This window comes from Solibacillus isronensis (assembly GCF_023715405.1).
GTDB classification, from domain to species: domain Bacteria; phylum Bacillota; class Bacilli; order Bacillales_A; family Planococcaceae; genus Solibacillus; species Solibacillus isronensis_B.
Window position 1 is genome coordinate 43,269 of record NZ_JAMBOC010000005.1, and the last position, 19,728, is coordinate 62,996.

A 19,728-nucleotide genomic window follows, 5' to 3' on the forward strand; every position below is an offset into this window, starting at 1 on the left:
AATCGTTGTATATTTAAACTTAAATTATTTTTTTTCTTTAGGGCGTTTAGTACCGTATTTAGAACGAGATTGTAAACGACCGTTAACACCAGCTGTATCAAGTGCACCACGAACGATGTGGTAACGTACTCCAGCTAAGTCTTTTACGCGTCCGCCACGGATAAGAACTACACTGTGCTCTTGTAAGTTGTGACCTTCACCTGGGATATACGCAGTAACCTCAAGTTGGTTAGTTAAGCGTACACGAGCATATTTACGTAAAGCCGAGTTCGGTTTACGTGGTGTCATTGTACCTACACGAGTACAAACTCCGCGTTTTTGAGGAGACTTAACGTCAGTTAAAGATTTTTTAAATGAGTTATATCCTTTGTTTAACGCTGGAGATTTTGATTTCGTGCTTTTAGATTGACGAGGCTTACGTACTAATTGGTTAATTGTAGGCATCGATTTGTCCTCCCTTCATTTTTTCCTTGTTTCAATACCACACATCCAGGTGGTTCATTTTTTGGGTAAAAACAAAGTCTTTGTGTACTTTACACAAAAACTACATCGCAGTAATCGCAACAACTGCAGCTCCAACATGAATGCCGCAAGCTTTACCAAGTTCTTTCTTTGAATCGACGTAATTGACTGGTACACCGATTTCTTTCGCGAGAAGAATGGCCGGATCGGTTACCCATTTGTCTGCATCGATTGCGACAAAAAGAGCTGTTACTTGTCCAGCATACATTGCTTTCACTGCTTGCTTTATACCTATGATTGTTTTACTGGCCTGTTTTACTTGATCGTAAGACACTTTCATATCCTCCTAAGTACAGACAGTTAACTATCAACCTTCAATATATTATCATTCCAAACTTACACTGTCAACAGATTTCTTATGAAAGTATGTTGGTTAATATTTTATCCAAGGAAATTTCCAAGAAAATCTCCCGGCAGAGAATGGTCTCTGTCGGGATTTCTTCATTATATACTGCTATTCAGCTGTAATTACTTCTGCTGATTCTTCTTGCTCCATACGGATTTGACGGTAACGTTGCATACCTGTACCAGCCGGAACTAGTTTACCGATAATTACGTTTTCCTTCAGACCTAGAAGCTCATCACGTTTACCTTTAATTGCAGCATCCGTTAACACACGTGTTGTTTCCTGGAATGATGCAGCTGATAAGAATGATTCTGTTTCAAGAGAAGCTTTTGTAATACCTAAGATGACAGGACGGCAAGTTGCTGGAGTTTTTCCGCTAAGTACGGCTTCAGCATTTGCCTCAGAGAATTGGTGGATATCAAGAAGTGACCCTGGTAATAGCTCTGTGTCACCTGCTTCAATCACGCGCACTTTACGAAGCATTTGGCGAACCATTACTTCGATGTGTTTGTCTCCGATTTCTACCCCTTGCATACGGTATACTTTCTGAACTTCTTTTAATAAATATTCTTGAACTGTCGATACATCTTTAACTTTTAATAATTGCTTCGGATCGATAGAACCTTCAGACAATGTTTGACCCGCTACAATTGTGTCGCCTTCTGCTACTTTTAGACGTGCATTGTAAGGTGCTTGGTATTTACGTGTCTCCACATCACCTTGGATCGTTACTTCTTTAAGACCTTCTCGAATTTCTTCGATTTCGATTACTGTACCAGTAATTTCAGAAATGACTGCTTGACCTTTAGGGTTACGCGCCTCGAAAATTTCCTGGATACGTGGAAGACCTTGTGTAATATCGTTACCGGCTACCCCACCTGTATGGAATGTACGCATCGTTAACTGTGTACCTGGCTCACCGATAGATTGTGCAGCAATAATACCAACTGCTTCACCAACTTCTACCTCTTCACCAGTAGCTAAGTTCATACCGTAACATTTTTTACATACGCCGTGTTTTGTATTACATGTAAATGCAGAACGGATTGTAATTTCTTCGATATTTGCATCTTCGATAACGCGAGCAATATCCTGTGTAATTAAACCATCACGCTCTACGATAACCGCTCCTGTTTCTGGATGGCGAACTGTTTTCTTCACGTAACGACCAACAATACGTTCGTCTAACGCTTCGATCAATTCGTTTCCTTCCATTAATGAACCGATTAATAAACCGCGGTCAGTACCACAGTCGTCTTCACGAACGATAACATCTTGTGCTACGTCTACTAAACGACGAGTTAAGTAACCTGAATCGGCAGTTTTTAGTGCTGTATCGGCAAGACCTTTACGCGCACCATGTGTAGAGATGAAGTACTCTAATACTGTTAAACCTTCACGGAATGAAGACTTGATTGGTAATTCGATAATACGACCAGCCGGGTTGGCCATCAGACCACGCATACCAGCTAACTGTGTAAAGTTCGATGCGTTACCACGGGCACCAGAGTCAGACATCATGAAGATCGGGTTAGTTTTTTGTAAAGATTTCATCAGCTTGCCTTGAATTTCATCTTTGGCAGCTGTCCATACGTTAATAACTCGGTTATAACGCTCTTCCTCAGTAATTAAACCGCGGCGGAACTGGATCATTACTTTATCTACTTTGCTTTGGGCTTCATCTAAGATTACACCTTTATCCGGTAATACGACGATGTCAGATACACCTACTGTAATACCAGCACGAGTAGAATATTTGAAACCTAAGTTTTTCATGCGGTCAAGCATCTTAGAAGTTTCTGTAATGTGGAACTCTTTGAATACTTCAGCAATAACATTTCCTAAGAATTTTTTACGGAAAGGATCTACAACAGGCATATTTGTGAAGTGCTTCGCTAAAATAGCGCGGCGTTGTGCTTCAACTTTTTCTGATTCAGATAAATCAGCATAGCCTTCTGTTGCTTCGATTTCTTTCAGTAACTCTTCGTCAATTGTTAAGTTCACGAAGTATTTTTCAGGTGTTTTTTGCTCTAAGTTGACTGAAGTAGGCTCATTAATATAAGGGAATGAGCGTGGTAAAATTTCATTGAAGATTACTTTACCTACAGTCGATAACAAGAACATTTTATTTTGTTCTTCTGTAAATGTCGGGTTATTTAATGAGCTTGCTTTAATCGCAATACGAGAGTGTAAATGTACATGACCGTTTTGGTAGGCGATTAACACTTCGTTTGAATCATTAAATATTGCTCCTTCACCACGAGCACCTTCACGCTCAAGTGTTAAGTAATAGTTACCTAATACCATATCTTGAGATGGAGTTACTACCGGTTTCCCGTCTTTCGGGTTAAGGATGTTTTGTGCTGCTAACATAAGTAAGCGAGCTTCTGCTTGTGCTTCAGCTGATAATGGAACGTGAACCGCCATTTGGTCACCATCGAAGTCAGCGTTATAAGCTGTACATACTAATGGGTGAAGACGAATTGCACGGCCTTCTACTAGTGTAGGCTCGAATGCTTGGATACCAAGTCGGTGTAATGTCGGTGCACGGTTAAGTAATACCGGATGCTCACGAATTACATCTTCTAATACATCCCAAACTTCGTTGTGTAAACGCTCAATTTTACGTTTTGCACTCTTAATGTTATGAGCAAGGCCACGTTCTACTAATTCTTTCATTACGAAAGGTTTGAATAGTTCGATTGCCATTTCTTTTGGAAGACCACATTGGTACATTTTTAAGTTAGGACCTACTACGATAACCGAACGACCAGAATAGTCTACACGTTTACCAAGTAAGTTTTGACGGAAACGACCTTGTTTCCCTTTCAGCATGTGTGAAAGTGATTTTAAAGGACGGTTACCAGGACCTGTTACAGGACGACCACGACGACCATTATCGATTAATGCGTCAACCGCTTCTTGTAACATACGTTTTTCGTTTTGTACGATAATGCTTGGTGCACCAAGGTCAAGTAAACGTTTTAAACGGTTGTTACGGTTAATAACACGACGGTAAAGGTCATTTAAGTCAGATGTAGCAAAACGTCCACCATCTAATTGCACCATCGGACGAAGCTCTGGTGGAATTACCGGTAGTACATCTAAAATCATCCACTCTGGTTTGTTGCCTGAGTTACGGAATGATTCCACTACTTCTAAACGTTTAATCGCACGTGTACGGCGTTGGCCTTGTGCAGATTTCAACTCTTCTTTTAAAACTTGTGTTTCATCTTCTAAGTCAATTTTCTCTAAAAGACGTTTAATCGCTTCAGCACCCATTGCTGCTTCGAATTCGTTACCATACTTTTCACGGTATGCACGGTATTCTTTTTCAGAAAGTAAGTCTTTATAGCCTAAAGACGTTTGACCTGGGTCGACTACTACATATGAAGCAAAGTAAATTACTTCTTCCAATGCACGTGGAGACATATCTAAAATAAGACCCATACGGCTTGGAATACCTTTGAAGTACCAAATATGTGATACAGGTGCTGCTAGTTCGATATGTCCTTGACGTTCACGGCGAACTTTCGAACGCGTTACTTCTACTCCACAACGGTCACAAACGACACCTTTATAACGTACACGTTTATATTTACCACAGTGACATTCCCAGTCTTTTGTTGGTCCAAAGATACGTTCACAGAATAAACCATCTTTTTCTGGTTTTAATGTACGGTAGTTAATTGTTTCTGGTTTTTTTACTTCTCCGTATGACCAAGAACGGATCTTGTCAGGTGAAGCTAAACCAATTTTCATATATTCAAATTCATTAACATCGATCAAGGAGCCTACCTCCCTTTAGTTATAAGTCGTAAATGACTTTTAATGTAGCTCTACACTTACAAAATTTCATATTAGGCTATAATGAAACTTGTATCTAAAATATAAGAAAAATCGGGCAGGGCATATACCTGCCCGATTCAATTGAAGTTATTCAAATGATTCTACTGGGTCTTCTTCTTTATCATTAGATCGTTCGACAGGTGCAGCTACTTCATCTTCATCGTCAAGGTCGCGTAATTCCACTTCCTCGTCGTTGATTGTAAGCATCTTCACATCCATACCTAATGATTGAAGTTCTTTAATTAATACTTTAAATGATTCTGGAACACCTGGTTCTGGGACACTTTCACCTTTTACGATTGCTTCGTATGTTTTCACACGACCTACAACGTCATCCGATTTTACAGTTAAAATCTCTTGTAACGTGTAAGCAGCACCGTATGCTTCAAGTGCCCAAACCTCCATCTCACCGAAGCGCTGACCACCGAATTGTGCTTTACCACCAAGCGGCTGTTGCGTTACTAATGAGTAAGGTCCAGTTGAACGTGCATGAAGTTTATCGTCAACCATGTGTGCTAGTTTGATCATGTACATGATACCAACAGAAACGCGGCTATCGAATGGCTCACCTGAACGTCCATCATAAAGAATTGTTTTACCGTCACGGTTCATACCAGCTTCTTCCATCGTTTCCCAAACATCGGCTTCGTTGGCACCATCGAATACTGGTGACGCCATATGAATGCCTAAGTAACGAGAAGCCATACCTAAGTGTAGCTCAAGCACTTGTCCGATGTTCATACGAGAAGGTACCCCTAGTGGGTTAAGCATGATATCTACTGGTGTTCCGTCCGGCATGAACGGCATATCCTCTTCCGGTAAGATACGTGAAATTACACCTTTGTTACCGTGACGTCCGGCCATTTTGTCACCAACGCGGATTTTACGTTTTTGAACAATATAAGCACGAACTAATTGGTTTACACCTGGTGGTAATTCATCGCCGTCTTCACGGTTGAATACTTTTACATCTAAAATGATACCGCCAGCTCCGTGTGGTACACGTAGAGAAGTATCACGTACTTCACGCGCTTTTTCACCGAAGATAGCATGTAATAAACGCTCTTCCGCAGTTAACTCTGTAACTCCTTTAGGCGTAACTTTACCTACTAGAATGTCACCATCGCGAACTTCTGCACCGATACGGATAATTCCGCGGTCGTCCAAGTTACGAAGTGCATCTTCACCCACGTTTGGAATATCACGTGTGATCTCTTCAGGTCCAAGCTTAGTATCACGAGACTCTGATTCATATTCTTCAATATGAACAGAAGTATATACATCGTCTTTAACAAGGCGTTCGCTCATAATTACAGCATCCTCGTAGTTGAAGCCGTCCCATGTCATGAACGCAACAAGTACGTTTTGACCAAGTGCTAATTCGCCTTTTTCCATAGATGGACCATCAGCTAAAATATCACGAGGTTTTACACGGTCGCCAACTTTTACGATTGGACGTTGGTTATAAGAAGTACCTTGGTTAGAACGAATGAATTTTTGTAATTTATACTTTGTTAAATCGCCTTTTACTTCTTTACCATCTACTACTTCAATACGACGTACGTGAATTGAACGTGCTTCTACATGTTCAACAATACCATCGAATTTCGCTACTACAGCAGCACCAGAATCACGTGCATCTACGTGCTCCATACCCGTACCAACGAATGGTGCGTTTGGATATAGTAATGGAACAGCTTGACGTTGCATGTTCGCTCCCATTAACGCACGGTTTGAGTCGTCGTTTTCTAAGAACGGAATACACGCTGTCGCAGCAGATACTACTTGTTTAGGAGATACATCCATGTAGTCGATGCGGTCTTTAGAGAATACAGTGTTGTCACCACGGAAACGTCCAACAACTTCTTCATTCGCGAAAGTACCGTCTTCATTTAAGATTGAGTTCGCTTGTGCAACTACATAGTTATCCTCTTCGTCAGCAGTTAAGTAATGGATCTCACTCGTTACAGCACCTGTTTCTGGATCGACACGGCGGTAAGGAGTTTCGATGAAGCCAAACTTGTTAACTTTTGCGAATGATGATAACGAGTTGATAAGACCGATGTTTGGTCCCTCAGGAGTCTCGATTGGACACATACGACCATAGTGAGAATAGTGAACGTCACGTACTTCCATACCAGCACGCTCACGTGTTAAACCACCAGGCCCTAATGCAGATAGACGACGCTTATGCGTTAACTCTGCTAACGGGTTTGTTTGGTCCATGAATTGAGACAATTGAGAGCTACCGAAGAACTCTTTAATTGAAGCGATAACAGGACGGATATTGATTAATTGCTGTGGTACGATTGCAGCTGTGTCGTTAATTGACATACGCTCACGTACTACACGCTCCATACGAGATAAACCGATACGGAATTGATTTTGTAGTAATTCACCAACAGAACGTAAACGACGGTTACCTAAATGGTCAATATCATCTGTGTTACCAACGTCATATAATAAGTTGAAGAAGTATGATACAGAAGCCAATACGTCGGCTGGAGTAATATTTTTCACTTCTTCATCTACATAGGCGTTTGAAATAACATTGATTTCTTTTTGTGCTTCATCATTTGGTGCAAAGATTTTAACCGACTGAATTGTAATATCATCTTCCAATACACCACCAACTTGGTTTAATGTACGGAATCCAACACCACTTTCTAAATAAGGAATTAACTTATCCAAATTACGGCGGTCTAATAATGTACCTGCTTCTACGATAATTTCTCCTGTGTCAGGATCCACTAACGTTTCTGCAATCGTTTGGTTGAATAAACGATTTTTGATGTGAAGCTTTTTGTTCATTTTGTAACGACCAACATTCGCTAAATCATAGCGTTTTGCGTCAAAGAAGCGAGAATATAATAAGTTCTTCGCAGATTCAACTGTTGGTGGTTCACCTGGACGTAAACGTTCATAGATTTCAAGAAGGGCCTTTTCAGTACCTTCCGTATTATCTTTTTCTAACGTATTACGTAAATATTCATTGTCGCCAATGATATCTAAAATTTCTTGATCCGAGCCAAAACCTAATGCACGTAAAAGTACTGTTACCGGTAATTTACGTGTACGATCGATACGTACATATACAACGTCTTTAGCGTCTGTTTCATATTCAAGCCATGCACCACGGTTAGGAATAACCGTTGCACCAAAGCCTTTTTTACCGTTTTTATCCGTTTTTTCGTGGAAGTATACACTTGGAGAACGAACTAACTGTGAAACGATAACACGCTCAGCACCGTTAATAATAAACGTACCTGTTTCTGTCATTAATGGGAAATCACCCATAAAGACGTCTTGCTCTTTCACTTCGTTTGTTTCTTTGTTGTGCAAACGTACTTTTACACGTAATGGTGCAGCATAAGTAACGTCACGCTCTTTACATTCATCCACATTATACTTAGGATCTCCTAAAGTATAGTCGACGAATTCTAATGAAAGATTACCTGTAAAATCTTCGATTGGAGAAATGTCGTGGAACATCTCGCGCAACCCTTCTTCAAGGAACCACTCATAAGATGCTGTTTGGATTTCGATTAGATTCGGAAGTTCCAGCACCTCACTAATACGCGCAAAGCTTCTACGCTGGCGGTGTTGTCCGTACTGAACTAGTTGACCTGTCAACTCATTCACCCCTCAATAAAGCGATAATAGGTCTTTGCAAAAACATACAAATAGTGTATGATTTCGAAAGACAAAAAGAAAACGAGACTTTTTTTAAACCTCATTTTCGGTTAAACTTAACTTATTCTTAGCAGTATACCCGTAACTTTGAATATTTAATGCAAAAGGGCATACTACCTCAAAATAATAATTTTGCATTTTATTATGTTATCATACTCGATTTGTCAAGTCAATATTGGAAACTAATCTTACTTATTTTTTTGCACGAATAATCCAATATCCTTTTTTCTTCTCAACGACATCTACTTCTGAAAACATTCCTTCTAAATGACTTATAGTTGATGGAGCGCCTTGCTTCTTCTGAATAACAATCCACAGCTCACCATTTTCCACTAACAATTCATATGCACCGTCATAAAACTTGAAGATTGTTTCTTTACCGGCACGAATTGGAGGGTTGGTTAATACAGCAGCTACTTTCGTTCCAGGTTCTACAGCGGCTAATCCATCGCTTTCAAAAATACGTACATTTTGAACCCCGTTAAGCTGGGCATTTTTTTGAGACAAACTAACTGCTCGTGAATTAATATCCATCATGTAAACTTCACGGTCAGGGTTGTTTTTTGCAATCGATAATCCGATCGGTCCATAGCCACAACCTACATCAAGCAAAACACCATCAATTTTAGGCATTTCAAACACATCGATTAGTACACGGGAACCAAAATCTACTTCGCTTTTACTGAATACACCCGTATCCGTTTCAAACGTAAATGTATTGCCTAATAAAGTGAATTTCCATTGGCGTGGTTTACTCTCAGTTTGAGGCTTATTTGAATAATAATGTTCAGACATGCAACACGCCTCCTTAGAAAAAATACATTTTGCGGTAATTTGTGCAAAATGATGTCTTTTCATGTGGATTACTATAAAAAATTAATATTTTCATATCCACAAAAGTTAAATAAAGAAAAGCCCGCCGCAAAATTGTGACGAGCTTTCCTTATTAAACTAAGCTCAGAGCCTAGTAATTAAAGTTAAAATGAAATTATTTAACTTCTACTGAAGCGCCAACTTCTTCAAGTTTAGCTTTGATAGCTTCAGCTTCATCTTTAGAAACGCCTTCTTTAAGAGCTTTAGGAGCGTTATCTACAACTTCTTTAGCTTCTTTTAAGCCTAAACCAGTGATTTCACGAACCACTTTGATTACTTTGATTTTTTCTCCACCAGCAGAAGCTAATACTACGTCAAACTCAGTTTTTTCTTCAGCAGCGCCTGCAGCACCACCAGCAACTACTGCTACTGGAGCAGCAGCTGTTACACCGAATTCTTCTTCGATTGCTTTTACTAAATCGTTTAATTCTAGAACTGTCATAGCTTTGATAGCTTCTAAGATTTGCTCATTGTTCATTTTAATTTCCTCCTATGGAATGTTTATTAGTTTTAGGCAGTTTGCCTGATTTTTGAAGTTATGCGGCTACTATTAAGCGCCTTGCTCTTCTTTTTGTTCTGCAACAGCTTTTGTTGCAAGTGCGAAGTTGCGCACTGGAGCTTGAAGTACAGATAAAAGCATTGATAATAGACCTTCGCGAGATGGAAGTTCTGCAAGAGCTTTAACGTCTTCAACTGATGCCACAGTACCTTCGATGATACCAGCTTTAATTTCTAACGCTTCGTTTTTCTTAGCGAACTCGTTAATAATTTTAGCAGGAGCTACTACGTCCTCGTTAGAGAATGCGATAGCGTTAGGACCAGTTAAGAATTCATTGATTCCTTCTAAACCAGCAGCTTCAGCAGCACGGCGAGTTAAAGTGTTTTTGTAAACTTTGAACTCAACACCTGCTTCACGTAATTGCTTACGTAATTCAGTAACTTGCGCTACAGTTAAACCACGGTAGTCTACAACTACTATAGAACCAGCAGCAGAGAATTTATCAGCGATTTCTTGAACTTGAACTTTTTTAGTTTCGATTGCTTTGCTCATGATGACACCTCCTATTAGAATGAGTCATTTATACCGACAAAGAAAAGCCTCTATATCAATAATAGACATAGAGGCTGAAAGTACATCATCTTAAAAAGAATCCGAACTCCTATGTCCTCGGTAGGATCATTAAGTGCATATGGCACCCCTACTGTCTACGGTACAAATGGATGATTCACAACAGCATTCATCTTACCAAGTAAGAAGCGCGTTGTCAACAAATTTTATTTTACGGCTTTTAAAAACCGGAAATTATTTAACTGTTACGTTAGCAGCGTCAACTTTTACAGCAGGACCCATTGTAGTTGTAAGGTTTACAGACTTCATGAAAGTACCTTTTGAGGCAGCTGGCTTAGCTTTTTGAATTACTTCAAATACAGCTAAGAAGTTTTCTACTAATTTTTCTGTTTCGAAAGAAACTTTACCGATTGGCGCGTGGATGATACCAGCTTTTTCAGCACGGTATTCTACTTTACCAGCTTTAATTTCTTCGATTGCTTTTGTTACGTCAAATGTAACTGTACCTGTTTTAGGGTTTGGCATTAAACCTTTAGGACCTAATACACGACCTAATTTACCAACTTCACCCATCATGTCAGGAGTTGCAACGATTACATCGAAATCAAACCAACCTTGTTGGATTTTTTGGATGTATTCTGCATCGCCTACATAGTCAGCGCCAGCAGCTTCTGCTTCTTTAAGTTTATCGCCTTTAGCGAAAACTAATACGCGTTGAGTTTTACCAGTACCGTGTGGTAATACTACCGCACCACGGATTTGTTGGTCGTTTTTACGAGTATCGATACCTAATTTGAATGCTACTTCTACAGTTGCATCAAAGTTTACAGTGCTTGTTTTTTGCGCTAACGCTACTGCTTCTTCAACAGAGTATAAAGTTGCGCGGTCGATTAATTTAGCTGCTTCTTGCAGTTTTTTACCTTTTTTAGCCATTATAATTTCCTCCTTGATTGTGGTTGTAACGGATTTGACCTCCCACGAATAAAGGTTGCGCACTCATCAAACAAGTATCCGAGTGCAGCAACCTTCCAAAAACAAAAACATCATCAAGTGTTGAAGATGGGATTAGTCTTCGATCGTAATACCCATGCTTCGCGCAGTACCTTCAACCATTAACATAGCAGCTTCAACTGAAGCAGCGTTAAGGTCTGGCATTTTTTGTTCAGCGATTTCGCGAACTTTATCACGTTTAACCGTTGCAACTTTTTTACGATTTGGTTCACCAGATCCAGATTGGATACCAGCAGCTACTTTAAGTAATACTGCAGCTGGCGGAGTTTTCGTAATAAAAGTGAATGAACGGTCTTCAAATACTGAAATTTCAACTGGAATGATAAGACCAGCTTGATCAGCAGTACGAGCGTTAAATTCTTTACAGAATCCCATAATGTTTACACCTGCTTGACCTAATGCAGGACCAACCGGTGGCGCTGGGTTTGCTTTACCAGCAGGGATTTGAAGTTTTACAACTTTAATAACTTTTTTAGCCACGAGACACACCTCCTTAAGTCCGTGATGTGGTAACTGGGTTGCCCCTCCCACTCAAATATCTGTTCGTCAGCTAACTTGCCGATAACATTAAAACTAATTATAATCACACGCCCAAAACTTGGACAGTCTGACCTTTGAAATGATAACACTTTTAAATTACTTAATCAAGTGTAAATAATTCTATATTTTTTGAACTTGGTTAAAGTCTAGCTCCATTACCGTTTCGCGACCGAACATATCAACAAGAACTTTTAATTTTGCTTTGTCGACATCTACTTCTTCTACGCGGCCTTGGAAATGTGCAAATGGCCCTTCAAGAACTTCTACAACTTCACCAACAGAAATTTCAACTTCACCTAATAATGTTTCATTCATACCCATTTGTTCAAGCAGACGTTCCGCTTCTTCCGGTAATAATGGGGTCGGTTTTACACCACCGCCTGAAGAACCGATAAATCCTGTAACACCAGGTGTATTACGAACGACATACCAAGCATCGTCTGTCATAATCAATTCTACTAAAACGTAACCAGGGAAGATTTTACGCATTACTGCTTTTTTCTTACCGTCTTCTTTTACATCGATTTCTTCATGCTCAGCTACGATTACACGGAAAATTTTATCTTGCATCCCCATCGTTTCCACGCGTTTTTCAAGATTTGCTTTTACTCGGTTCTCATAACCAGAATACGTATGAACTACATACCAATTTTTCTCCATATAGGTAGGACTAAATCGTCCGTCCCTCCTTTACATTAAGTGTGTTAGGGTATATATTTCCCTGTTCACAAAACTTCAATAATCTATTTCTTTAAATTAAGCTGTCAGCATTTTTTAACAAATGAAAAAACCCGTTATATGGCATGGACGGGCTATTTCGAAATATTAACATGATATTGCTTACAGAGACAAGAACCAACGGAACAATTCTGAGATTCCTAAATCTATTGCTGTAAAGAATAACGCCATCACGATAACTGTTGAAACAACTACTACCGTATACTTCGTTAACTCTTTACTTTTCGGCCAACTTGTTTTGCGCATTTCCGAGCCGACTTCTTGTAGAAAGTTTGTTACTTTACTCATCTTTGCCTAACCTCCGAACAACGAATTAATCTATATTTCATTTATAACGTTTGTTTATGCATTGTATGCTCATTGCAATGAGAGCAAAATTTCTTCAGTTCTAAACGCTCGGTTGACCCTTCTTTTTTCGGGACGTTGTAGTTTCTTGAACCGCATTTTTCACAACTTAAAACGACTTTCTTTGCCATGTTTATCACCTTTTCGGCAGTTTGTCCTTTAAAGACTAACACCTAAATTTCCCACTGTCAATAAAGGCTCGTGGTGTTTAAGTCATTTCTTTTAATTCAAGATGACGCTCCAATTTGCGCTTCACCCGCTGTAATGCATTATCGATGGATTTCACATGGCGGTCCAATTCTTCAGAAATTTCATTATAGGATTGTCCTTCCAAATAACGAACCAATACTTGCTGTTCGAGTTCGCTTAACACTTCGCCCATCTTCTCTTCCAAATAAAGATAATCTTCACGATTGATCATCAAATACTCAGGGTCGTCCGAAATCGGACTCGTAATAATATCCATCAACGTGCGCTCTGATTCTTCATCGTAAATTGGCTTATCTAAAGAAACATATGAATTTAGCGGAATATGCTTTTGTCTAGTAGCTGTTTTAATCGCCGTAATAATTTGCCGTGTAATGCAAAGTTCTGCAAAGGCACGGAATGACGCCAGCTTGTCCTCTTTAAAATCACGAATCGCCTTATATAAGCCAATCATTCCTTCTTGGATAATATCTTCTTTGTCCGCACCAATTAAAAAATACGACCGTGCTTTTGCCTTAACAAACAATCGGTATTTTGAAATTAAAAAATCTAGCGCATCTGTATTGCCAAGATGCACTTGTTCTACAAGCTCTTCATCTGTCAAATGTTCAAAACGTAGTACCATTTGTAACTTCTCACTTTTAAGCAATGAAAATCACCTCAGTTACGCTAGAATAATTAGGAATAGTATAACTTAATTGGAAATTGCGGGCAATCTATTACTTGAGCCCTCTTCTCCATTTTTCAAATTGTAGTTCTACTTCTTTTGATAGCTTAATTCTTGAGGCCGGTTTTTCGTCGGTCGATTCTTTTACTTTGGATGAAATTTTAGACTGAATAATTTGCATTTCAATTTCAAGCTCACGTGCCGATTTTCTTAATGCACCATGACCAAATACAACGTTTTGTTCAGTCATATCGGATGTTGCGACGTGTATTTGGATTTTTCGTCCTTTTAATTCGTTCGATAATTTTTCAATGCGCTCGTCCGCTGTTTCGTTTTTACGTGTATAAAGCACTTCCACAGCATGCTGAATATAAAGTTGCTCAGTGCCTGGTACAAGATGGGCGTCAAATACAACGATAACACGCCAGCCTGTATGTGCTTTATACTCCGCCATTCGTTCAATTAACCGATCACGTGCATCTTCAAAGTGAGGCTCGCGTAAAGGACGTAGCTCACTCCATGCACCGATCATGTTATAGCCGTCTACTAGCAATATGTTTTGCATGACCTCATCCGTTAGCTTCTTGTCGTTTGCGGTACACTTCATACATAAGTAATGCCGCTGCTACGGAAGCATTCAATGATGTTACATGACCAACCATTGGCAAGTGATATAAGAAGTCACATTTATCTTTCAAAAGACGGCTCATTCCCTTACCTTCACTACCAATAATTAATGCAAGCGGTAATGTTGCATCCATTTTACGATAATCTGCAGAACCTTTTGCATCTGTTCCGGCAATCCATACACCGCGTTCTTTTAGCTCATCCACCGTTTGGGCTAAATTGGTTACACGTACAACAGGTACATGCTCGATAGCACCTGTTGAAGCTTTAGCAACAACTGCTGTTAAACCGACTGCGCGACGCTTCGGAATAATGATACCATGTGCACCGATCGCATCTGCTGTACGCATAATCGAACCTAAGTTATGCGGATCTTCCAACTCGTCCAGTATTAAAAAGAACGGGTCTTCGCTTTTTGCCTTCGCTGCGGCAAATAGATCGTCCAATTCTGCATAGTCATATGCCGCGACTGATGCCACGATTCCCTGATGGTTTTCTGCAAGTTTATCGACTTTTTGCTTTGGTACAAACTGTACGAGGACACCTTGTTCTTTCGCTAAGTCCATTAGCTCCTGCACACCTGTTTTCTTAACGCCTTCAGCAATCCATAACTTATTGATTTCTCGGCCTGCGCGAAGTGCCTCAAGTACCGGATTTTTTCCTGCAATCATTTCTCCTGATAGTTCTTCCTGGGCAGATTGCGGCTTTTCTTGTTGCTTTTTCTCCTGAGTTTTAAAAGTATCTGCTTTTTTATCGCGACCTTTAAAATCTTTTGGTTTACGATTTTGCTGTCTTTTCTCTGCCATAGTTACACTCCTTTTGCCTGTTCGACAATTTCGATTGCGTAATCGATTATTTCATTTGCGCGATGATGTTCTTTGCTAAGGAATAAGAAGCCTAAAACCGCTTCAAATCCAGAGCTATTACGATATGTTCGGACATCTGTATTTTTCGGAACAGATCCTGATTTGGCATTGCGTCCTCTACGGAAAACAGCTTGCTCTTCTTCTGTTAAATAATTCTCATCAATCATGCGATGTACAATATTGGACTGGGACTTGGCCGAAACGTATTTCGTCGCTTCTTTATGCAATGTGTTAGGCTTTGCACGGCCCGACAATATTAAATGTTCCCGAATTCTTTGCTCAAGCACGGCGTCGCCCATATAAGCGAGCGCCAGTGCATTTAGCTGTATGACATCATGTGGTGTTAAATTTTGCATTTACTGACCTCGTTTCCAGCGTGTACCTTGACGAGTATCCTCAAGAACAATATCCATGCCCAGCAGTTGGTCGCGGATTTCATCTGAACGAGCGAAATCACGATCTTTACGGGCTTGGTTACGTTCTTCGATTAATGCCTCGATTTCTTCATCGAGTAATCCTGCTTCTACTTTTATATGAATACCTAGTACATTTCCAATTGTATCAAACATCGTTAAAATTGCCTGTAATACTTCTTTATCCGTATTGGCTTCGTTTAAATACACATTGGCGATATGGGAAAGTTCAAATAATGCTGAAACCGCATTTGCTGTATTAAAGTCATCGTTCATCGCATTTTCGAAATCAACTTTTATCTGACTGATTTTTTCAAGCCACTGCTCGCTGTTATCCCCTAAACTTGCCGAAGATGTTAGACGGTGCTCGACATTCGTATAGGATGTACGAATACGGTCCAAACCGCTTTTCGCTGCTTCCACTAAATCCTGAGCGAAGTTAATCGGGTTACGGTAATGAACTGACAGCATAAAGAAACGCAACACTTGCGGGTCGATTTGCTTGCGGATATCATTCACTAATATAAAGTTACCCAATGATTTCGACATTTTTTCATTATCAATATTAATATAGCCATTATGCATCCAATAACGTGCAAACGTTTTATCATTATGCGCTTCGGATTGGGCAATTTCGTTTTCGTGGTGAGGGAATGTTAAATCCTGTCCGCCTGCGTGAATATCGATTGTATCACCTAAGTGCTCACGTGCCATTACAGAACATTCAATATGCCATCCCGGACGTCCTTCTCCCCATGGTGATGCCCACTTAATTTCTCCTGCTTTTGCAGCTTTCCATAACGCGAAATCCAATGGGTCTTCTTTTTTCTCGCCCGCTTCAATACGCGCTCCAACTTTTAAATCATCAATTGATTGGTGACTTAACTTTCCGTAGCCATTAAATTTACGTGTACGGTAATAAACATCGCCTTGGGATTCATATGCATAGCCTTTGTCGATCAGCACTTTAATAAACGCGATAATATCATCCATATGCTCTGTTACACGAGGGTGCGCATCCGCCTTTTGGCATCCCAGTGCTGTAATATCTTCAAAATAAGCAGCAATAAAACGATTTGTTAATACAGAAGTTTCTTCGCCTAACTCATTCGCTGCTTTAATAATTTTGTCATCTACATCGGTAAAGTTCGAAACGAATTTCACTTCATAACCTGCATATTGTAAATAGCGGCGTACTGTATCATAGACGATTACCGGGCGGGAATTTCCAATATGAATGTAATTGTATACAGTTGGTCCGCATACATACATTTTTACTTTACCTTCCTCCAACGGAATAAATGGTTCTTTTTGTCTTGTCAACGAATTGAAAATTTGAATCGTCATATTGCCTCTCCTTTTTCATTGTACTCTTTAAATATTCATTGGGTTAATTTGTAATTTAAATAAAAAACGCCTCCATCACCTCAAGAAGGTGACAGAGACGCTAGATGCGCGGTTCCACTCTGGTTGAAAAAGTATCCATACTTTTTCCGCTTAAAGTCCTGTAACGTGGACAAATCGATTTAACCTACTTCAAGTTCAGTTAAATACTCAAAGGTGCATTTCAGCTTTGCCTTAACCTGGATCACTTTCAGCCGGTGGTGATCCTCTCTAATAAGGGGTGCGCAGCGTACTTCTCCTTCTCAACGTGCTATCATTATGGAATTTACATTCATTTTACATCTATTTTCAGAAAAATCAATCATTATATCCATTCAAAGAATTCTGTAGTTATTTCCAAATTATAGAAAATGAATTACTCTGCAAATTTTTCAACACGAGCAATTGTTTTTTCCTTGCCGATTAAAGCGATGGCATTCGGCAATTCCGGACCATGTGTTTGACCAGTTGTCACAACGCGGATTGGCATAAACAGATTCTTACCTTTTACGCCTGTTTCTTTTTGCACAGCTTTAATCGCTGCTTTAATTGAAGCGGCATCAAAAGATTCTAAAGCCTCTAATTGAGTTTTAAATGAAGCCATAACAGCCGGCACAGTTTCACCAGTTAACACTTCATTTGCTTCTTCATCATATGCAATTTCTTCTGTGAAAAATAGGCTCGATAATTCTACGATTTCTGCCCCGAAGCTCATTTGCTCATGGTAAAGAGCGATTAAATCAGAAGCCCATGCATGTTGCTCTTCCGATAACTCTTCTGGAAGTAAACCTGCTTTTTGTAAATGTGGCAATGCTAAAGCAACTACCTCTTCATGAGACATTTTTTTAATATATTGGTTGTTCATCCATGTTAATTTTGTTTTATCGAACATTGATGGTGATTTTGACAAGCGTTTTTCATCAAACAGCTTTACAAATTCGTCATGTGAGAAGATTTCTTCTTCTCCCTCAGGTGACCAGCCAAGTAATGCAAAGAAGTTAAACATCGCTTCCGGTAAGTAGCCTAGGTCCTTGTATTGTGTAACGAACTGGATGATTGACTCATCACGTTTTGATAATTTTTTACGATCTTCATTTACGATTAATGTCATATGACCATATTGCGGATATTCCCATCCGAATGCGTCAAAAATCATCATTTGTTTTGGAGTATTTGATAAATGCTCTTCCCCACGGAATACATGTGTAATTTCCATAAAGTGGTCATCCAGCACTACCGCATAATTGTAAGTTGGGATACCGTTTGCTTTTACAAGTACCCAGTCGCCGATATCTTTTGATTCGAACGATACTTCACCGCGAACTAAGTCAGTGAACTGATACGTAACATTTTCAGGAACACGCATACGAATTGTGTGCGGGATACCAGCAGCTTCTTTTTCAGCAACTTCCTCGGCTGTTAAATGACGGCATTTCCCATCATATGCAGGTGCAGCAACACCTTGTGCTTTTTGTTTTTCGCGTGATGCTTCAAGCTCTTCTGAAGTACAGAAACATTTATAAGCTTGTCCGTTTTCCAGCATTTTTTCTGCATGCTCTTTATAAATATCAAGACGCTCCATTTGACGGTAAGGTGCATATGGACCTCCGATATCAATTGACTCATCCGGCATAATGCCTAACCAGCGTAAGTTATCAAGTTGAGAAGCTTCTCCACCCTCTACATTACGTTCAATATCTGTATCTTCAATACGTACTACAAAAGTACCGTTGTGATGTTTTGCATATAAATAGTTGAATAAAGCTGTACGTGCGCCACCGATATGTAAAAATCCTGTTGGCGATGGTGCATAACGAACGCGAACTGTTTTCGTCATAAAATTTGCCTCCTAATTTTAGCGTTAAAACGCTCGACCTTTTTCGCATATAAAAAAGTTTACTTTTATATGTATATGAACGGACATTATATTGTCCAATATCGGCACAATAGATGTCTTTTAAACTTTAACCATTCTACCACTGTAAGTTATTAAATTAAAGTAGCGTGTGTCGATTTTTGACACACGCCCTCATTTTTAAGCTTTTACTAAAAGAATCGTTGCCATTGCTGCAATTCCTTCTTCACGGCCAACAAAACCTAACTTCTCCGTTGTTGTCGCTTTTACATTTACTTGCGAAGGTTCCGCATTCAGTAATTGTGCGATACGGTTTTGCATTTGTGAGATATATGGAGCCATTTTCGGACGCTGTGCCATAATTGTACAATCCACATTGCCTAATTTATATCCACGTTCTTCTACCATCTTCCAAATATATTCAAGTAACTTCGCTGAATCTGCATCTTTCCACTCCGGATCTGTATCAGGGAAGTGACGGCCAATATCCCCTTCTCCAATTGCACCTAATGCCGCGTCTGTCACTGTATGTAAAAGTACATCGGCATCCGAATGACCTACTAAGCCGCGCTCATGCGGTATTGTAATACCACCTAAAATTAATGGACGTCCTTCTGCAAATTCATGAACGTCAAATCCTTGTCCAATTCGAAACATATCGTTGCTAGCCTACAAAGTAAACTAGCCTTCACCTTCTTTCTGCTAATCTCATTATCATTAGTAT

The 19,728-nt window shown here is 39.7% G+C and carries 19 protein-coding genes and 2 other annotated features; all 19 genes read right to left on the reverse strand.

The features are described 5' to 3' along the window. Window positions 1-24 precede the first annotated feature (24 nt). On the reverse strand, window positions 25-444 hold the full coding sequence (gene rpsL, locus M3166_RS16170; RefSeq protein ID WP_008406983.1) for a 30S ribosomal protein S12: 420 nt from the start codon (window positions 442-444) through the stop codon (window positions 25-27). Window positions 445-544: 100 nt separating this feature from the next. Continuing rightward, entirely contained in the window at window positions 545-796 is a 252-nt protein-coding gene (locus tag M3166_RS16175) for a ribosomal L7Ae/L30e/S12e/Gadd45 family protein (protein WP_008406985.1), read from the reverse strand. Window positions 797-976: 180 nt separating this feature from the next. Then, the gene (gene rpoC, locus M3166_RS16180; protein ID WP_285848953.1) at window positions 977-4,657 is read right to left on the reverse strand and encodes a DNA-directed RNA polymerase subunit beta'; all 3,681 of its coding nucleotides are present in this window, start codon (window positions 4,655-4,657) and stop codon (window positions 977-979) included. A 147-nt stretch (window positions 4,658-4,804) separates the two neighbouring features. Further along, a complete protein-coding gene (gene rpoB / locus M3166_RS16185) occupies window positions 4,805-8,359 on the reverse strand; it encodes a DNA-directed RNA polymerase subunit beta (protein WP_251690886.1) in 3,555 nt (1,184 codons plus the stop codon). A gap of 243 nt (window positions 8,360-8,602) precedes the next feature. Beyond that, window positions 8,603-9,205, reverse strand: coding sequence for a class I SAM-dependent methyltransferase (locus M3166_RS16190; RefSeq protein ID WP_251690888.1), 603 nt, complete (start codon window positions 9,203-9,205; stop codon window positions 8,603-8,605). Window positions 9,206-9,398: 193 nt separating this feature from the next. After that, window positions 9,399-9,761: a 50S ribosomal protein L7/L12 gene (gene rplL, locus M3166_RS16195; RefSeq protein WP_079523499.1), complete on the reverse strand. Its 363-nt coding sequence runs from the start codon at window positions 9,759-9,761 to the stop codon at window positions 9,399-9,401. A 72-nt stretch (window positions 9,762-9,833) separates the two neighbouring features. After that, a complete protein-coding gene (gene rplJ, locus M3166_RS16200; RefSeq protein ID WP_008406995.1) occupies window positions 9,834-10,334 on the reverse strand; it encodes a 50S ribosomal protein L10 in 501 nt (166 codons plus the stop codon). A 32-nt stretch (window positions 10,335-10,366) separates the two neighbouring features. Continuing rightward, window positions 10,367-10,513, reverse strand: a sequence feature (ribosomal protein L10 leader region). Between the two features lie 73 nt (window positions 10,514-10,586). Continuing rightward, window positions 10,587-11,285 carry a 50S ribosomal protein L1 gene (gene rplA / locus M3166_RS16205; protein ID WP_251690890.1) on the reverse strand — a complete coding sequence of 233 codons (699 nt, stop codon included), beginning with the start codon at window positions 11,283-11,285 and terminating at the stop codon, window positions 10,587-10,589. A gap of 132 nt (window positions 11,286-11,417) precedes the next feature. Next, entirely contained in the window at window positions 11,418-11,843 is a 426-nt protein-coding gene (rplK, locus tag M3166_RS16210; protein WP_008406998.1) for a 50S ribosomal protein L11, read from the reverse strand. A gap of 180 nt (window positions 11,844-12,023) precedes the next feature. Further along, the gene (gene nusG, locus M3166_RS16215) at window positions 12,024-12,563 is read right to left on the reverse strand and encodes a transcription termination/antitermination protein NusG (protein WP_251690892.1); all 540 of its coding nucleotides are present in this window, start codon (window positions 12,561-12,563) and stop codon (window positions 12,024-12,026) included. A 180-nt stretch (window positions 12,564-12,743) separates the two neighbouring features. Next, window positions 12,744-12,929, reverse strand: coding sequence for a preprotein translocase subunit SecE (secE, locus tag M3166_RS16220; protein WP_008407002.1), 186 nt, complete (start codon window positions 12,927-12,929; stop codon window positions 12,744-12,746). Window positions 12,930-12,970: 41 nt separating this feature from the next. After that, window positions 12,971-13,117 carry a 50S ribosomal protein L33 gene (gene rpmG, locus M3166_RS16225; protein ID WP_251690894.1) on the reverse strand — a complete coding sequence of 49 codons (147 nt, stop codon included), beginning with the start codon at window positions 13,115-13,117 and terminating at the stop codon, window positions 12,971-12,973. Window positions 13,118-13,194: 77 nt separating this feature from the next. Next, window positions 13,195-13,818 (reverse strand): RNA polymerase sporulation sigma factor SigH, encoded by a 624-nt coding sequence (sigH, locus tag M3166_RS16230; protein ID WP_169797433.1) that lies wholly within the window; start codon window positions 13,816-13,818, stop codon window positions 13,195-13,197. A gap of 94 nt (window positions 13,819-13,912) precedes the next feature. Beyond that, on the reverse strand, window positions 13,913-14,425 hold the full coding sequence (locus M3166_RS16235; RefSeq protein ID WP_008407006.1) for an NYN domain-containing protein: 513 nt from the start codon (window positions 14,423-14,425) through the stop codon (window positions 13,913-13,915). 4 nt (window positions 14,426-14,429) lie between these two features. After that, window positions 14,430-15,158: a 23S rRNA (guanosine(2251)-2'-O)-methyltransferase RlmB gene (rlmB, locus tag M3166_RS16240; protein WP_251691065.1), complete on the reverse strand. Its 729-nt coding sequence runs from the start codon at window positions 15,156-15,158 to the stop codon at window positions 14,430-14,432. Window positions 15,159-15,295: 137 nt separating this feature from the next. Beyond that, a complete protein-coding gene (locus M3166_RS16245; protein ID WP_251690896.1) occupies window positions 15,296-15,709 on the reverse strand; it encodes a Mini-ribonuclease 3 in 414 nt (137 codons plus the stop codon). Further along, entirely contained in the window at window positions 15,710-17,113 is a 1,404-nt protein-coding gene (gene cysS / locus M3166_RS16250) for a cysteine--tRNA ligase (RefSeq protein WP_251690899.1), read from the reverse strand. A gap of 90 nt (window positions 17,114-17,203) precedes the next feature. After that, window positions 17,204-17,425, reverse strand: a binding site (T-box leader). A 100-nt stretch (window positions 17,426-17,525) separates the two neighbouring features. Next, window positions 17,526-18,986 (reverse strand): glutamate--tRNA ligase, encoded by a 1,461-nt coding sequence (gltX, locus tag M3166_RS16255; protein WP_251690901.1) that lies wholly within the window; start codon window positions 18,984-18,986, stop codon window positions 17,526-17,528. A gap of 198 nt (window positions 18,987-19,184) precedes the next feature. After that, window positions 19,185-19,661, reverse strand: coding sequence for a 2-C-methyl-D-erythritol 2,4-cyclodiphosphate synthase (gene ispF / locus M3166_RS16260; RefSeq protein WP_251690903.1), 477 nt, complete (start codon window positions 19,659-19,661; stop codon window positions 19,185-19,187). Window positions 19,662-19,728: the final 67 nt, after the last annotated feature.

What these genes read in the sequence shown, in the direction of transcription:
- rpmG (WP_251690894.1), bottom strand. Translation starts at nt 13,117, where the DNA reads ATGGCAAAGAAAGTCGTTTTAAGTTGTGAAAAATGCGGTTCAAGAAAC.
- M3166_RS16245 (WP_251690896.1), bottom strand. Translation starts at nt 15,709, where the DNA reads ATGCAAAATTTAACACCACATGATGTCATACAGCTAAATGCACTGGCG.
- M3166_RS16235 (WP_008407006.1), bottom strand. Translation starts at nt 14,425, where the DNA reads ATGCAAAACATATTGCTAGTAGACGGCTATAACATGATCGGTGCATGG.
- rlmB (WP_251691065.1), bottom strand. Translation starts at nt 15,158, where the DNA reads ATGATTGCAGGAAAAAATCCGGTACTTGAGGCACTTCGCGCAGGCCGA.
- cysS (WP_251690899.1), bottom strand. Translation starts at nt 17,113, where the DNA reads ATGACGATTCAAATTTTCAATTCGTTGACAAGACAAAAAGAACCATTT.
- nusG (WP_251690892.1), bottom strand. Translation starts at nt 12,563, where the DNA reads ATGGAGAAAAATTGGTATGTAGTTCATACGTATTCTGGTTATGAGAAC.
- ispF (WP_251690903.1), bottom strand. Translation starts at nt 19,661, where the DNA reads ATGTTTCGAATTGGACAAGGATTTGACGTTCATGAATTTGCAGAAGGA.
- sigH (WP_169797433.1), bottom strand. Translation starts at nt 13,818, where the DNA reads ATGGTACTACGTTTTGAACATTTGACAGATGAAGAGCTTGTAGAACAA.
- rplA (WP_251690890.1), bottom strand. Translation starts at nt 11,285, where the DNA reads ATGGCTAAAAAAGGTAAAAAACTGCAAGAAGCAGCTAAATTAATCGAC.
- rpsL (WP_008406983.1), bottom strand. Translation starts at nt 444, where the DNA reads ATGCCTACAATTAACCAATTAGTACGTAAGCCTCGTCAATCTAAAAGC.
- secE (WP_008407002.1), bottom strand. Translation starts at nt 12,929, where the DNA reads ATGAGTAAAGTAACAAACTTTCTACAAGAAGTCGGCTCGGAAATGCGC.
- gltX (WP_251690901.1), bottom strand. Translation starts at nt 18,986, where the DNA reads ATGACGAAAACAGTTCGCGTTCGTTATGCACCATCGCCAACAGGATTT.
- M3166_RS16190 (WP_251690888.1), bottom strand. Translation starts at nt 9,205, where the DNA reads ATGTCTGAACATTATTATTCAAATAAGCCTCAAACTGAGAGTAAACCA.
- rplJ (WP_008406995.1), bottom strand. Translation starts at nt 10,334, where the DNA reads ATGAGCAAAGCAATCGAAACTAAAAAAGTTCAAGTTCAAGAAATCGCT.
- rplL (WP_079523499.1), bottom strand. Translation starts at nt 9,761, where the DNA reads ATGAACAATGAGCAAATCTTAGAAGCTATCAAAGCTATGACAGTTCTA.